The following is a 16,416-nucleotide window of genomic DNA, read 5'->3' as shown; positions in this document are numbered from 1 at the left end:
ACGGAATTCATTATCTGCTCCCACTACTATGCGCCCTAGAAACTGGTCCCTCTGACCTACTTGGCCGCACAGCAATCTCCCTACACACTATAAAAATACTGGCGGCCGCCCCCTCTCTTGCTAGCGCAGCCTTCTCATATTCACGAAATTTCCCTTATTCATGAGAGTAGTACTCTTCAGCATCCATACTTAGGGTTCTTGGGGCTTCTAGCACGAGCTGCGAGACTAACTTGAGATCATTGGCAAGCACTTCACTCCATTCAGGCCAGACTCTAGAAATATAGGGATTCTCGCCCTCTCCCGTTTGCATATAACCACCGATAAATCGAGCTTCCATTTTACTCAACATCTTTTCATCGTTCGGAGTCCAGCTGCCTCGACTATAGTTCGCCTCGATACCTGCTAATGCCGATTCAGGGAAATAGGCTAGAGGTTTATCCAAACCACCAAGAAACAACTCAAGTAATTGCTTCATATACTGTTCCGCTTGAACACTATCAAGTTGAGGATAGACACGATGTACTACCCCTTCTTTTTTGTCGTAGGCCAACATATGGGTCGCTGCTGGTTGGCCTGCGAGGGTCAGTGCCAAATGGTCAATCCATGCACTTAAATAGTCACTAGAACGCAAACGCCCACTGCGGTATCTAAGCAAGCCTGAGGCATAAATACCCGTGACCCAACCTTGTAACTTAATGGTGATCGAACCCAAGGTTAATTGCAGGTTTATTTCGGTATCGTCCAATGCTTTATTCGACAGCGGTCTCACGGCCTTAGCGAGTTCTTCGGTTTGCGCCACGTTGGATGCAAATTCCAAATCACCAAAGTGATTGATAGGTAGATAGCCTTGCGCCTTCTGTTCGGATTTAAATGCCATTAGCAAGTCAGTGCCGTCTTCTGATTTAGTAAAGACATCAAGTAGCTCTTTTCGCAATACAAAGCTTTCTAATCCATTAAGCGCAAAAGGTTCATCATCTTCGGTTGTAAACTGCTGTGAATCAAAACTGACTTCAAGCCTGCGGTTGAATAGATATTGAACGGGCAAACGCCAAAAACGCTGCAACTCGGTAAGTTCCAGCTCAACAACACTGCCGACGGCACGTTCAATAGGCTCAAGCGTAAATGGTCCTGAACCGTCAAACCTCACATTACTTAGCTGCTGCAAAGCAGCGGGTAGCCACTCAGAGGCATAACTTTGATAGCTGTGTGCGGACTTAAAATGAGAAGCACTAAACGGCACCATCGCGTATTCCTGAACCAAACTGTTACGAAGTTTGGCTCCAGACTCATCCACGCTTAATTCACTATCTCCTTGCAAGCAGTAGTTTTGCTCACAATATTCCACCAGCTCTGATACTAGTACCGAAGGTACTCGCTCAGTGTTGTCCTGAATAGAGCGTCCAACGTAGCTAATATAAAGCTGTTGCTGTGCCGATAATAAGGCTTCTAAAAATAGATAGCGGTCATCATCTCGACGAGAACGATCTCCCGGTTTGGTGCGACCTGTCATTAAGTCAAAACTTTCAGGTGGAACACTTCTCGGGTAAACACCGTCATTCATACCAAGCAAACACACGGCTTTAAATGGTATCGAGCGCATTGGCATTAAGGTGCAGAAGTTGACTTGCCCAGCAAGGAAGCGCTGACTGACTCGTGATCCCGATAGCTTATCGATAAAATATTGGCGTACAATGCGAGGTGCAAGTCGTTCGCTATAGCAAGCATCTTGAAGCTGTTCTTTGAGACCAGACAGCGTGTCACGAATCGCTTTTACAACCACTTCACCTTCTAGATCAACATCAAAGAAATCATCCAACAAAGCATTAATGTTGGTTTGCCATGTATCTATTGGTGCGGATTTGGCAAGCAATCCACGATACTTGGTAATGGTATCGATAAACTGTGCCAGTTTGCCTGCACTTTCGGCTTGCATACCTTGAGTCTGCTCATAAGGCGCAATGGTGCCATGCTCAAACTCAAACAAGCCAGCTTGTTCACTAATAGCATACCCGGCCAGCATTCGAGAAATACCGAACATCCATGAGTTTTGCTCAAATTCAGGTAAATCGAACTCACTAGCAGTGTGGTTATCCAAACCCCAACGTATCTGAGCCTCTTCGACCCAGAGTTTTAATGTAGCAAATTCACTGTCACTGATATTGAATCGCTGCAAAATGGCAGGTACCTCAAGCAATTCAAGCAACTCACTACTGGAACAACGCAACTCAGGTAACTGCAATAATAGGTTAAAAGCATTCAATAAAGGGCTTTCTTTGTCTGCCGTTCGGTCCGAGATCGAAAATGGAATGTAGCGCTCACCGGAAGCATTACCAAATACCGCCTGAATCGCAGGGCTATAAGCGTTGATGTCGGCTACCATGACAATTACATCACGCGGCTTGAGATCGGGGTTGCGATCAAACATCGCCAGCAAGTTATCATGCAACACTTCCACTTCACGCATTGGACTGTGGCAAACGTGTAAAGATAGTGAATGATCTTGAGGTGAAATGGTTGGCTTATGTTGAGAACTTAGCAACAACTGATCATCTTGGTGTTCTTCTAAGTTCAAAATATCCGCTTGGATATTCTCCAACAACGTCGTTCGCTGTCCATCAACAAATGCTTCTATTTCGTTCGACTCTAGCTGTGAAAGAAGATAGAGATTATCCCTTCCTAACTTACCCATAGACGCTAGTAAGCTGTTACCAACTTCAGAGATATGCAGTTCATCTTCGATATTTTGATCGATAGAGCCTTTAAGCTGCTCCACCATCGACATATCGTCAGAATGTGCCACATCAGCAATTTGTTGTAAGTGCTTACGCTTGTTGGCAGCAAGCTTAGAAAGATATTTTCTGTCCCGCACTTCACCCCAGTAGTAACGACAAGGGTTGGTGAACATCAGATGCACATCAATATGCTGCCCGAGCGCCTTAAGTGCGTCCAAATATCGCGGAGGCAAAGAAGAAATGCCGAAAACAAATAAACGCTTAGGCAGCTTATCTAAACCATGCGACTTCACATCCACATTGTGTGTTAAGGCATCAATAAAGTGTTCATAGAGGTTAGCGCGGTGGTAAGGTGACTGACCTAACGCTACCGTATGATCATACAACGCCTGCCATAGCTTAGGTTGCCAAGGCTGCTGCTCTTCTAGTTCAACGACAGTTTCCCCCGCTTCCCATGCCGCTATCCACTCTGGTCGATAAACCAAATAGCCGTCATAGATATCGGCGATTTTTTCTGCCAATTGATAGCGTTTCGAGGCATCGGCATCATCGGAAAGGTACTGAGCGAGCGGAGCAAAGTCTGGGTCATTGAGATGAAGCGGTAACAGATGCATGATTTTCCATGTCATCGCTTCTTTATTGAATGCACTGCGCTTGGGCACCTCATCCAAGACTTGAACAAATCGGTCCCAAATAAACGTCGCGGGAAGTGGAAAGTCGATATTGGCAGCAATGCCAAATTCTTGTGCCAGCGCCATTTTCAGCCATTGTGACATACCTGGACTTTGCACAAGAATCTGTTCTTTTTCAAATGGATTCTCTAGTGGGTCAATTTTGATTAATTGCACCAGCAGAGATTTCAATACATCGATTTGATTTGAGTGATAAACGGTGAACACGTTGCCGCGCGCCTTTAACTAATTGTCCTCACTCAAGATTAACACATTAACTTCAGTTCTAATATTCACTTGAACTCTACGCTGCTTGATGTGAGGGTTTAGGTAGGTAAGCCATTAGATAACGGACCGCTACGTAGCTCACAACAATCGTTGCCACAATTAACTCAATATTGGCTAGCATTCGAACTTGCTGAATCGCACTCTCTGGTATTCCGTGAGCACCCATCCAAGCCACCAATTTGTACAAGGCTGTAGCACCAATAACCATAGGAAAGGTAAACGCCGCATAGCCTGGGCTAAATGGTAAGCGAAGCAATTTAATGAACGCCAAGTAGATAATCATCGTCATCAGTACCGCGATACCGAACAGTAGTGCAAGTATCACTGGTGAAGGCTCTGCTGCTACAGTTAGGTAGCCAGCAAGTGAGAGACTCGCAGGCGCTGCCATAATTGCTAATGTTGGTTTAGCTGCGTCTGGAATTTCATGAGTGAAAATCAAACGATAAATCATGGTAGGAAGCATCACTGCGTACACACCTAGGCCAAAGTACAAGGCACCGTTTGCTACCCATTGCAGATTTGGATTACCAGAGAACGCCACATCTGCAACCACAATACCAACAGGTGGTACAAACCAGCTTGGTACCATATGGTGTAATTCGAAATCACGACTGCGGTGATAAACAAAGCTTGCTAGGAACACGATATGTAAGCCTACAGCAACTAGCCAGATACCATCGCCAAGTCTAGGTAAAAACTGACCAACTGAGTGAGAAACCACCATAGTGGCCATTGCAAACGTAGGAACAACACTGCCCACAACAGGGTGTGCTAGGTCTTCTCTTAATAGGTGGTTATGAAATAGAAATTTGTAAGCCAAAATCACAAGCAATACACTCGCGATGGCCGCGCCCATCCACTGTGCGCCATGATGCAGTTCCAGTGCATTTTCCCAGCACCAGCCAAGACTCGCGATACCTAGAGCCAATCCTGCCATTGGTGTAGGTGCGCCTTTAACTCTGTAGTGTGCTTTTTTCACGGTCGCAATCATTATTAGCTGCCTCAATTAATGTGTTGCGCTTATTCTAACTCTGTCTTATGTTTAGGTATATCCATTAAAATTCAACCAACGTTCAGATTAACTAAACATGACTCCACATATCTCGCTTAAGCAACTTAAAGTCTTCGTAGCCGTCACCCAGCATCAAACGCTCACTGCTGCGTCGGAAACACTGTTTCTCTCAAAAGCGGCGGTGAGTATGTCGTTAAGTGAACTAGAAAAGCAAATCGGCCATGCTCTTTTTGATCGGGTAAATAACCGTTTGGTGATCAATCAAGAGGGTCAGAAATTACTCCCTCTCGCCGATGAACTGCTTAGTCGAAGTCGCGACATAGAATCTCTATTTAGCGATGAGCAAAGCTATCGCGGGCAATTACGCATTGGCGCTAGTGACACCGTTGGTAATCAATTAGCGCCGTTTTTATTGAGTGATTTTCGCCAGCAGCACCAGCATAAAGCGCAACAGTTGTTTATCTCCAATACCGCGTTGATCTGCCAAAAGCTCATCGATTATGAGTTGGATATCGGCTTGGTTGAAGGTAAAACGCTGCATCCCGAACTTAATAGCACTCAGTTTAGTGAAGACGAAATGTGTATCGTATCTTCGGTCAATCACCCACTAGCAAACGGCGGCATGAATGATTTAACCTTACTTGAAAACAGCGATTGGATATTGAGAGAACCTGGCTCCGGCACTAGAGAGTTTTTCTTAAGAACGGTTGCACCAAGAATAGAGGTATGGCACGAAGCATTCGAGCTGAATACCACAGAAGCGATCATTAACTGCGTATCGGCGGGATTAGGTCTCGCGTGTTTATCTAAACTTGCCGCACAAACCGCGATTAATGACGGTCGTATCAAACAACTTCCTGTTGCGCTAGATATGAAACGACGGTTCTGGGTATTAGTTCATAAAGAGAAATATCAGAGCCCGCTGCTTAAGAACTTTATCGATTTTTGTCAGGTGTGGGATAAAGCCTAGTCTTGCATGAATAGGAAATAGGCAATCAGTTCTCACTTTTGACCCGCCGACTGGACAAGCGGATCTCGCATCTGTATAAACAGACAGTATTACACGTTTCAAAATTAACATATTAGAGGATTAACCATGGCTGTAATCGTCAAGTACGTGGTGGAACGCAACGGAGAAGAAAAGATGACTTTTACCTCTAAAGCTGAAGCTGACGCTTATGACAAAATGTTGGATATGGCAGACGAGTTATTCTCACTGCTAGGCGAAAGTGAGCTCATTGAAGATGAAGCAAAACAGGAAGAGTTGTCCCTTTTCCTTGCTCAACGCAAAGAAGAAGTGCTTTATGCTCTGGGTGCTAAGCGCAAGCCAACACCAAAGAAACCAAAAGTGGTTGAGCCTGTAGAAGAGGACGATAGCGAGGCTGCAGCGTAATTCGCTTACCTTAATTTCTCCCTTCTCATCAAAAAACCAGCACCGACCCAATCAGGTCCTGCTGGTTTTTTTGTCTCTACTAGCGACTATTTCTTATTAGACAAAACTATCGCTAAAAAGACAAAGGGTATCGTTTTACAGACTTTTGCCATTTTTGCCCTTTCATCACATCCTGTCACTCTATAAGATGATTGCCAACAAATTACACCAAGTCGCTGCAGTTTGGCGCGACTTTTGGACAATTCTATACATGGAGAACGAGAGTCATGGCAGCATTTTCAATTGCTTTCGGCAGCGCAACCAAAAACCGCGACGGTAAAATCATCGAAGCGTTTTTCCCACATCCACGTCTAAATCCAAGTGATGCACTGGTCTCAGCCATTGCTGAAGTAGCAGGTTACACAGACGGTAACCAAGCGATTGAAGTGACTGCAGAGCAAAGCGCTGCATTAGCGACAGCATTCGCATCAAACGACGATGCACAAAACGCAGCTTTCGCTGAAAAAGCAGCAAACTCTTCTCAACCATTAGTTATCGTTATTCTTGCCACTGACGAGAAGCCACAATCTGTTGCAGAAGGCTTCCTGAAGCTACAACTGATTTCTAACCGCTTGGTTCAACCACACGGCACTGTGTTAGACGGCATCTTTGGTCTGCTTCATAACATCGCCTGGACTAACCAAGGTGCTATCGACCTTCCAGAGCTGGCTGACCGCCAAATCGAGGCTCGCCTTGCGGGCGAAACACTAACGGTTGATTGCGTCGATAAGTTCCCGAAAATGGTGGACTATGTGGTTCCAACTGGCGTTCGTATTGCCGACACTTCTCGTGTACGTCTTGGCGCACATGTTGGTGAAGGTACAACGGTTATGCATGAAGGCTTCATCAACTTTAACGCAGGCACGACAGGCGTTAGCATGGTTGAAGGCCGAATTTCTGCTGGCGTTGTCGTTGGTAACGGCTCTGATATTGGTGGTGGTGCATCTATCATGGGTACACTATCAGGTGGCGGCACGGTTGTGGTATCTATCGGTGAGAACTCATTACTGGGCGCGAATGCTGGTCTAGGTTTCCCGCTTGGTGATCGCTGTACTGTTGAGTCTGGTCTGTATGTTACAGCGGGTTCTAAAGTACGTATGCTTGATGCTTCTGGTCAAGAAGTAGAAATCGTCAAAGCACGTGACCTTGCAGGTAAGCCAGACCTACTATTCCGTCGCAACTCTGTGACTGGTCAAATCGAATGTCTAACCAATAAGACTGCGGTTGAGCTAAACAGCGAGCTACACAGCAACAACTAGTCGGTAGTAATAGCCCGATGTTAAAGAAGAGCCTCAGCATAGTGCTGAGGCTCTTTTTATATATCCAAATCTTTATTGTCGATACTTACTGGGACTTGTTTGTTAATCAAATTGACTAACATAATAGAACGCGCTTCACCGTCAGCCTCTTGGAAGATGGCTTCAATGCCAGCAAACTGACCACCAATGACTCTAACGCACTCCCCTTTGTCAGGAAGGTCAGCGCAATCTGGCTCATCGCAATGAACAATAGATCTTAATTCAAAAATCAGATCACCATTGATCTCTTTAGGATGAGCGCCAAAACGAATGAAATCAACCACACCTCGTGTCGAGCGAACGGTAGTGAAAGAAGGCCCTACCTCATAATCAAACTTCACGAATACATAGGATGGAAAGAGCGGCTCTTTCACATTCTGTCGTTTGCCACGCAATATTTTTTCTACCGATATCTCTGGGTAGTAGCACTCTAAGCCTTGATTTTCGAGATGCATTTTTGCGCGAGCTTGTTCTCCGCGCTTACAATAAAGCAAATACCAACGTTTCATTTTCACTGCATAATGTTTCTAATTACCTACATCGTATCACTAAATTTGCGGTCTTTCTCTAAAGTTCAATTAATGAATCGAATAGTAAAGAGGAATATTCCTAATAATTGCGAGTTAACAAAAAATGAAATGTTAGTTTGCAGCACATTTTTTTCGTACCATCCCTGAAAAATTTACTTACATTTCATCGTGTTAAACATTTTATTCACAATATCTATTAATTAATGCTATTGCAGTTATTAATTTGGTCATGTATACCAGTTGGCACATTATATTCTTTGATAACTAAAATTAGTAAAACTTATGACAGCACAGCACAACATCCTAGGCCACCCACGAGGCCTGTTTCTATTGTTCGGTACCGAACTATGGGAACGTTTTTCCTATTACGCAATGCGTGCCATCCTAGTTCTGTTCTTAACTGATGCTACTATGAATGGCGGTATGGGCTGGTCCACTAAAGATGCTCTAGATCTCTATGGTATCTATACTGGACTTGTTTACATCACTCCACTTATCGGTGGTTACATTGCCGATAACTTCCTTGGCCAACGCAAATCTATCATCATTGGTGGTGTATTGATGGCGGCAGGTCAATTTACTCTGGCTGCAGCGGCATCAGGCGAGCCTAATGCGCACTTATTTTATGGCGGTTTGGCACTTCTTATCGCTGGTAACGGTATGTTTAAGCCAAACATTTCAACCATGGTTGGTGACCTTTACGAAGAAGGCGACAACCGTCGTGATGGTGCCTTCACTATCTTCTATATGGGTATCAACTTAGGTGCACTACTAGCGGGTATCATAGTGGGCTCAGCAACGGATTCATTCGGTTGGTCAGCAGGTTTTGTGGTTGCTGGTATCGGTATGGTGCTCAGCTTAATCATGCAGCTTACTATGGCGAAATCTTGGTTAGGTGAAATCGGTAACGTGCCTGCGGCTGCTCGTGCAAAAGCACTGAACAACTCAAAAACAAAGGCGCCATTAACTAAAGAAGAGATCGATCGCCTTAAAGTTATCCTTATCATGGGTCTATTTGTTATCGTTTTCTGGGCTGGTTTTGAACAAGCCGGTGGCCTGATGAACATCTACACGCAGCAATATACAGACCGTATGATTGGTGACTTTGAAGTACCAGCAGCTTGGTTCCAATCGCTAAACCCGTTCTTCATTATTACTCTTGCTCCTGTTTTAGCGGCAGTTTGGGTGAAACTTGGTAAGCGTGAACCTAACTCTCCAGTTAAATTTGCTCTAGCACTATTCTTCCTAGCACTTGGCTTCCTTTGTATGGTTGGTGCGGTGATGGAGCAAGGCGGCGACACTGCAGTTAAAACCTCTATGCTTTGGTTAGTGGGTGCGTTCTTCTTCCACACACTAGGTGAGCTTTGCCTATCTCCGATCGGCCTATCACTTGTAACGAAATTAGCACCGCTTCGCCTCGCATCACTTATGATGGGTGCATGGTTCGGTTTCAATGCGATTGCAAACTATGTGGCTGGCCTTATTGGTTCACACGTTGGTGAACTAGGTGCAATGGCTATCTTTGGCGGCATTGCCGCAACGGCCGTCATTTGTGGTGTTATTTTACTCGTATTCTCAAGTACCTTAGTAAAATGGATGCACGGTGCCGAGTCTAACGGCATTAGCAAGGCTCAAGAAGTAGAAGAGCAACAAGCACAACTCGCTTAATAAACCAATAAGCTTAAAAACTAAAAAGGGTCAGACATTCAATGTCTGACCCTTTTTTAATTAAGACAAGCCATTAAGCAGACTGAACCAATTCAACCATCATGTCGATGTGTTCCTGCGAATCGTTAAGACAGCTAATATAATGATAACTTTCGCCACCCGCTTCGATGAAGGTTTCTTTCGCCTCCACCGCGATTTCTTCCAGTGTTTCTAAACAATCCACCGAGAATGCCGGTGTGATAATATCAAGCGATTTAATGCCTTTATCTGGCATTTGCTTTAACGTCTGTTCCGTATACGGTTGTAACCATTCCTCACGACCAAAAATGGACTGATAACTCATTCCTATTTGCGACGAATCTAGGCCTAACTCTTCACCCAGAAGCTTCGTCGTCGCTTCACAATGCAGAGGATAGACGTCACCGTTATCAGCGTAGCGTTTTGGAATGCCATGATATGAGCACAACAAGTAATCCGCGCGCCCGTGCTGCTCCCAATGCGCTCGCACCGAATTGGCTAGCGCTTTGATATATCCAGCGTTGTCATGATAGTCGCGCACCAATGAAATGCTCGGAAGCGTCGAGATAGATTTACAAGCTTTGGCGATACCATCAAATGCAGCGGCAGTCGTCGTCCCAGAGTACTGAGGATAAAGTGGCAGTACCACGACCTTATCAACCCCTTGATCTAGTAGTCTTGAGAGACCATCTTTAAGCGAAGGATTGCCATAGCTCATGCCAAGTTCAACAGGCATATCTAGAGCTTGCGCCAGTTTGTCGGCTTGTTGACGGGAATACACCATTAGAGGAGAGCCCTGCTCCATCCATACTGATTGATATAGTTTAGCGACCTTAGGAGAACGAATAGGCAAGATGACCCCGTGCAAAATAGGGCACCAAAGCCAACGATTCATATCCACAACGCGGTGATCATGCAAGAATTCTTGTAAGAACGCTTTCACTCCTTTTGCTGTAGGTTCATCAGGCGTACCTAAATTAACCAGCAAAACTCCCGTTTTTAGCGAACCGCTCATAGACTTCCTTTTAGTTGTTATTTGATTTCTAAACGGATTATATACTCTAGCTGAGCATCCATGGATCAAAAAAAACGACCTAAGAAGGTCGTTTTTTTACTTGATTCACAATTGTGAATTAAGACAGAGCTTTTTCGATATCTGCGCTTACGTCAGCAACTTGCTTAGTACCGTCAAATTTCAGGTACTTAGTGTTACCCGCTTCAGCTTCTTTACCGTAGTAAGCAATCAGCGGCGCAGTTTGATCGTGGTAAACGCCTAGACGAGCACGTACTGTCTCTTCTTTGTCGTCATCACGAACTACTAGGTCTTCACCTGTTACGTCGTCTTTACCTTCCACTTTAGGTGGGTTGTAAACAACGTGGTATGTACGACCAGATGCTAGGTGAGCACGACGACCCGCCATACGCTCAACAATCACATCATCAGCAACGTCAAACTCGATAACGTAGTCTACGTCTACACCCATCTCTTTCAGGCCATCAGCTTGAGGGATAGTGCGAGGGAAACCATCTAGTAAAAAACCTTTTTCACAGTCGTCTTGAGCAATACGCTCTTTGATTAGACCAAGAATGATATCGTCTGATACTAGTTGACCTGCATCGATAACCGCTTTGGCTTTCTTACCAAGCTCAGTGCCTGCTTTGATTGCTGCACGTAGCATGTCACCAGTAGAGATTTGAGGGATACCGTACTTCTCCATGATGAATTGAGCTTGTGTGCCTTTACCAGCACCTGGAGCACCTAAAAGAATGATGCGCATGATTTGTCCTCTTATACTTAAAAAGATTTTATACCGAAGCTCACAGCGAAAGGCTTCACCTTAGTGGCTGCTTTACGATAAGTTTCGGTATAAAGATGAATTCTGAATGTATAAACATTGCTCAACAAAGATCTGAATGTTTATGCGTGCGGCGCATTCTAACACAGAAATCTTTTGCTTGGCGCGAAATACGACTAAAGAATAGCCAACAAGCATCTAAAGTTCGCTAACTCTGTGTTAAACCACACTTTAAAATGAATGAGCCCAATAGTATTGGGCTCATTTTTATGCTTTAAGTCACAAAATAAATCTAAGGTTATTAGACTTTAGACAAAAGCTTATTCACTGCACCTAGGAATTGAGATGGATCTGTCATAGAGCCACGCTCAGCCAGCATTGCTTGCCCTAGTAATACTTCAACCCAGCGACCAAACGCATCTTCATCCGCTTCGTCTGCCATGCGCTTAACCAGCTCATGCTCAGGGTTAATTTCAAAGATGTACTTCACTTCAGGAACTTCCTGACCAGCTGCTTCAAGCAACTTCGCCATCTGTGTGCCCATTTCGAAGTCATCGGTAACCACAACAGCTGGAGTAGTCGCAAGCTTGAACGTGGTGCGAACTTCCTTAACGCGATCACCTAGGTAAGCTTGAGTGCGCTCGACCACAGACTTAAACTCTTCCTCTGTCTCTTTTTGCTTCTCTTTTTCCGCTTCGTCTTCAAACTTACTTAAATCAAGACCCGACTTAGTAATAGACTGGAACTGCTTACCGTCAAACTCGGTTAGGTAGTTCATCAGCCATTCGTCAATGCGGTCATACATAAGAATAACTTCAATGCCTTTCGCTTTGAATTGCTCCAAGTGTGGGCTGTTTTTTGCCGCCGCGTAACTATCCGCAGTTAGGTAATAGATCTTGTCTTGTTCTTCTTTCATGCGCTCAACATAAGACGCAAGAGACACAGTTTGCTCAGCAGAATCCACCTCCGTCGACGCAAAACGAAGCAGGCCAGCAACCTTCTCCTTATTTGCCATGTCTTCCGCTGGGCCTTCTTTCATCACTAGGCCAAACTCTTTCCAGAACGATTGATACTTCTCTTCATCATTCTTAGCCATGCGTTCAAGCATAGTTAGCACACGCTTGGTACATGCACCACGCAGTGACTGAGTTACTTTGTTGTCTTGAAGAATTTCACGTGAAACGTTGAGTGGTAGATCATTTGAATCAATTAGACCACGGACAAAACGCAAATAAGAAGGCATGAACTGTTCTGCGTCATCCATAATAAATACACGTTGTACATACAGCTTAAGTCCGCTCTTATGATCGCGATTCATCATATCCCAAGGCGCTTTAGCTGGAATGTACAACAAGCTAGTGTAGTCATTCTTACCTTCTACGCGGTTGTGACTCCATAGCAGAGGGTCAGCAAAGTCATGAGACACATGCTTATAGAACTCTTGATACTCTTCATCGGTAATATCAGATTTGTTGCGAGTCCAAAGTGCTTGCGCTTTGTTGATCTGTTCCCACTTACCTTGTTCTGTCTCTTTACCTTCTTCATCACGCTCAAGCGTCCAAATAGATACTGGAATGCCGATGTGGTCTGAATATTTGCTGATCACATCACGAAGGCGCCATTCAGATAGGAACTCTTTGCCTTCTTCACGCATGTGAAGAATGATATCCGTACCACGTGTTTCTTTAGTAATATCTTCGATGGTGTAGTCGCCTTCACCGGCAGAGTGCCATTGCACCGCTTGGTCAGCTGCAGCATCCGCTGCGCGTGTGCGCACGGTCACCGCGTCTGCCACGATAAACGCTGAGTAGAAACCAACACCGAATTGACCGATAAGTTGTGAGTCTTTACTTTGCTCATCTGACAATTTAGCAAAGAACTCTTTAGTGCCTGATTTTGCAATGGTGCCTAAGTGTTCGATCACATCATCGCGCGTCATACCGATACCATTATCAGAAACGGTTAACGTGTTGCTGTCTGCATCAAACGACAACTTAACACCAAGGTCCGCATCACCTTGATATAAATCTGCGTTAGATAAAGCCTGAAAGCGCAGCTTATCCGCCGCATCGGACGCATTGGAGATTAACTCTCTTAGAAAGATCTCTTTGTTTGAATACAGAGAGTGAATCATTAAGTGAAGAAGTTGTTTTACCTCTGACTGAAAGCCACGGGTTTCTTTATTGTTAGTTTCAGCGGTGCTCATGCTATCTCCATTACACATTTAATACCGAGTTTCGACATTTTCTGGAACTCGCTATTGCTATGATTAATCTGCTAAAGAAATGAGGATGAAGATTGTAAATTCAAGGTCAAAAAACATAAAAATGCTGTTTTTTTGATTTGTTTTTATTATCCTACTGCTCCTGACTATAAAAAAATCCTAAAATCCTATAATTGGCTCTGCAATTATTCAGTGCCAAAATATCAGTATCTGTCGCGTTGCGGCACTAAAAAGAAGAATGCAATGAGTAACATAGGCACTAAGTTTATACTCGGTCAAAAGTACATTTTTGACCCTAATAGCAACTCTTTAGTCGATCAAACCAATAACGATGAAGTAGTCCGTCTTGGTAGTAATGAAAGTCGCATTTTACTTCTACTCGCTGAAAGACCGAACGAAGTCGTGACCCGTAACGACCTTCATGAATTTGTTTGGAGAGATCAAGGTTTTGAAGTCGATGACTCAAGCTTGACTCAAGCTATCTCTACACTTCGTAAGATGCTGAAGGATCCAACAAAATCACCGCAATTTGTTAAGACGGTGCCTAAACGTGGCTATCAACTTATATCTAGTGTTGAGCGCTCTGTACCTGTCGCTTCATCAGAAGCCATAAATGAAGCTCCTGTTGTTGACCTTGCCAAAGAACTGCAAGAGCCAAGTGCTGCGTCAGCGACTCCTTACTCAGAGCCAGTCATCCCACCGGCCCCAAAAGAGAAAACGCCGCCAACCGTTTGGGCAATGGTCGTAGTGGCAATTTTGCTACCTATTCTTGTACTTATGGCAACCAATCCAGCACAGTCTAGCTTTAAAGAGCTTGGTATGGTGGAAAGCGTGAAGATTGTGACGCCTGAAAACCACCCTGATGTCTCTAGCTGGCAACCAAAGATTGAGCAATGTGTTGCTAAGTATATTGAAACACATACTGACGACATGCTGCCTCTAGAGGTGATTGTAACAGGCGATCAGAGTGATCAAATTGCCCTTAACTTTATTCATAGCGTCGAATTCTCTGGTGAAAATAGCACAATGCGTATTTTTACTGAGCAATCAGACCTAAGCAAAGTGTGCAAGTAAGGAGTGTCCTGATGAAAATGAAATACGCTGCTATTTTACTTGCGCTATCTACTGCTCTAAGTGCTTGGCTTTACTGGGGAAGTGATTTAAAAATCGAGCAAGTTCTAACCTCCAATGAATGGCAATCCAACATGGTGGGTATCATTGCTGCTCGTGACTATCCGGATACAGATATCGGACCGTTAAGCCGTTTAGAAATGTCGGCTAATGTAAAGTATTTGCCGGGTGGTGAATATATCCGTGAATCTTCAATGCGCTTATACGGTAGTGATCCAGAAAAACACACCTTGATTAAGATTTCTGAGAAAGGCGCTTGGGCCATCAGTGACAACTACTTACTGATTTCACCTCGAGAGTTCAAAGACACTGCGACGGCACAATCGGATGAGTTTACTCATGAGCAACTTGCGATGATTAAGCAGTTCCTAAAAATGGAAGCTCAGCAGAGTCGCCGTATTGATATTGTTAACGAAAAAACATTATTGCTGACCAGTTTAAACCAAGGTTCATCCATCTTATTTTCTAACTAAGTTAGATGTTAAATATTATAAAGGAGGCGATTGCCTCCTTTGTTTTTTGTAGCAAAAAAGTTTACGCCCATAAAAAAACCAGAGCCAGGCTCTGGTTTTTTTGTTTGCCACCCAACACGACGCTTAGCCTAGTAGGCTCAATGCTGCGTTTGGCGCTTGCTTTGCTTGTGCCAAAATCGAACTTGAAGCTTGCGATAGAATTTGGTTCTTCGTCATCGCTGTCGTCTCTTTCGCAAAGTCCGTGTCTTTGATACGGCTCTTCGACGCGTTCACATTCTCATTGATGTTGTCTAGGTTGTTGATAGCGTGGTTGAAGCGGTTTTGGAAAGCACCAAGCTCTGCACGGTGACTATCCACATACTTCATCGCTGAGTCCAGAATCGCAACGGACTCCTGAGCGCCACCTACTGACGTGACATCAATATCGTTAACTGTTGCTGCTGCCGCTGCACCTGACATGTCTAGCTCACCTGAGCCCGCTAGCGTACCACCGAAGCTTAATGATGCGCTGTCGATGTCTTTATTGTTGCTCGCGAATACTTGTAAAGCGCCATCTTCATCTACAGACGCTTGTACTAGGTCAGTTTGACCATTGATGTACGTCGCTAGCTGCTCAATGTCGTCGCCTTGTTTCGCGTTAATCGTCAGCGTTGTCATCGCGTTACCCGCGCTGTCGTTCATGTCGATTGTCAGTGTTGAGCTTGCTGCCACTGACCAATCTTTATCTTTTGCGTTTGCTGCTTGGTAAACCGAGCCACCCATGCCGCTGTTGTCTGAGCGCATATCTTTCAGGCTTAGCATCACCGCTTCACCATTATTTGAACCGATTTGGAATGACTGAGTACCGTAAGTACCGTTCAGTAGACGGTTACCACCAAATGCTGTGGTTTCAGCGATACGGTTTAGTTCGTTGTTCAGCGCCGTCACTTCTTCTTGAATCGCCACACGCTCTGCTTTTGAGTTTGAGCCGTTTGCGGATTGCAGTGATAGGTCACGCATACGTTGCAGGATGTTCGTTGTCTCGTTCATCGCGCCTTCAGCTGTTTGAGCGATAGAGATACCATCGTTCGCGTTGCGCACTGCCACATCAAGACCACGGCTTTGAACGTTCAAACGGTTCGAAATTTGTAGACCCGCTGCGTC

The 16,416-nt window shown here is 44.6% G+C and carries 13 protein-coding genes; 6 read left to right on the top strand and 7 right to left on the bottom strand.

Features of this window, described 5'->3' with window-relative positions; all coding sequences use genetic code 11:
- Positions 1-154: 154 nt before the first annotated feature.
- Entirely contained in the window at positions 155-3,631 is a 3,477-nt protein-coding gene (recC, locus tag HW45_RS20070; RefSeq protein WP_038229218.1) for an exodeoxyribonuclease V subunit gamma, read from the bottom strand.
- Between the two features lie 76 nt (positions 3,632-3,707).
- A complete protein-coding gene (locus tag HW45_RS20065; protein ID WP_038229216.1) occupies positions 3,708-4,682 on the bottom strand; it encodes a TDT family transporter in 975 nt (324 codons plus the stop codon).
- A gap of 97 nt (positions 4,683-4,779) precedes the next feature.
- Here HW45_RS20065 and HW45_RS20060 point away from each other — a divergent pair, with 97 nt between their 5' ends.
- From HW45_RS20060 to dapD, 3 genes are all read left to right on the top strand, one after another.
- On the top strand, positions 4,780-5,673 hold the full coding sequence (locus HW45_RS20060) for a LysR family transcriptional regulator (protein WP_038229212.1): 894 nt from the start codon (positions 4,780-4,782) through the stop codon (positions 5,671-5,673).
- Positions 5,674-5,799: 126 nt separating this feature from the next.
- Entirely contained in the window at positions 5,800-6,096 is a 297-nt protein-coding gene (locus HW45_RS20055; protein ID WP_006071091.1) for a YebG family protein, read from the top strand.
- 266 nt (positions 6,097-6,362) lie between these two features.
- Positions 6,363-7,394, top strand: coding sequence for a 2,3,4,5-tetrahydropyridine-2,6-dicarboxylate N-succinyltransferase (gene dapD, locus HW45_RS20050; protein ID WP_038229211.1), 1,032 nt, complete (start codon positions 6,363-6,365; stop codon positions 7,392-7,394).
- A 56-nt stretch (positions 7,395-7,450) separates the two neighbouring features.
- Here dapD and rfaH read toward each other — a convergent pair whose 3' ends face one another.
- Positions 7,451-7,942, bottom strand: coding sequence for a transcription/translation regulatory transformer protein RfaH (gene rfaH / locus HW45_RS20045; RefSeq protein WP_038229209.1), 492 nt, complete (start codon positions 7,940-7,942; stop codon positions 7,451-7,453).
- Between the two features lie 303 nt (positions 7,943-8,245).
- Here rfaH and HW45_RS20040 point away from each other — a divergent pair, with 303 nt between their 5' ends.
- Positions 8,246-9,631 (top strand): peptide MFS transporter, encoded by a 1,386-nt coding sequence (locus HW45_RS20040; protein WP_038229208.1) that lies wholly within the window; start codon positions 8,246-8,248, stop codon positions 9,629-9,631.
- A 73-nt stretch (positions 9,632-9,704) separates the two neighbouring features.
- Here the strand turns inward: HW45_RS20040 and hemH are convergent, their stop codons facing one another.
- From hemH to htpG, 3 genes are all read right to left on the bottom strand, one after another.
- Entirely contained in the window at positions 9,705-10,664 is a 960-nt protein-coding gene (gene hemH / locus HW45_RS20035) for a ferrochelatase (RefSeq protein ID WP_038229207.1), read from the bottom strand.
- Positions 10,665-10,782: 118 nt separating this feature from the next.
- The gene (gene adk, locus HW45_RS20030) at positions 10,783-11,427 is read right to left on the bottom strand and encodes an adenylate kinase (RefSeq protein WP_006071083.1); all 645 of its coding nucleotides are present in this window, start codon (positions 11,425-11,427) and stop codon (positions 10,783-10,785) included.
- A gap of 319 nt (positions 11,428-11,746) precedes the next feature.
- Complete coding sequence (gene htpG / locus HW45_RS20025; RefSeq protein WP_038229206.1) at positions 11,747-13,651, bottom strand: molecular chaperone HtpG; 1,905 nt, start codon at positions 13,649-13,651, stop codon at positions 11,747-11,749.
- 261 nt (positions 13,652-13,912) lie between these two features.
- Between htpG and HW45_RS20020 the strand changes: the two genes are divergently transcribed.
- The gene (locus HW45_RS20020) at positions 13,913-14,743 is read left to right on the top strand and encodes a winged helix-turn-helix domain-containing protein (protein WP_038229205.1); all 831 of its coding nucleotides are present in this window, start codon (positions 13,913-13,915) and stop codon (positions 14,741-14,743) included.
- Between the two features lie 11 nt (positions 14,744-14,754).
- Positions 14,755-15,273, top strand: coding sequence for a regulatory protein ToxS (locus HW45_RS20015; protein WP_038229203.1), 519 nt, complete (start codon positions 14,755-14,757; stop codon positions 15,271-15,273).
- 123 nt (positions 15,274-15,396) lie between these two features.
- Here the strand turns inward: HW45_RS20015 and HW45_RS20010 are convergent.
- Positions 15,397-16,416 (bottom strand): flagellin (locus tag HW45_RS20010; protein ID WP_038229202.1); only part of this gene is annotated, 1,020 nt, incomplete at its 5' end.

This window comes from Vibrio sp. ER1A (genome assembly GCF_000733315.1).
In the GTDB taxonomy this organism is placed as follows: Bacteria; Pseudomonadota; Gammaproteobacteria; order Enterobacterales; family Vibrionaceae; genus Vibrio; species Vibrio mediterranei.
The sequence above is the reverse complement of the archived record's forward strand: the minus strand, read 5'-3'. Positions and strand labels throughout refer to the sequence as shown.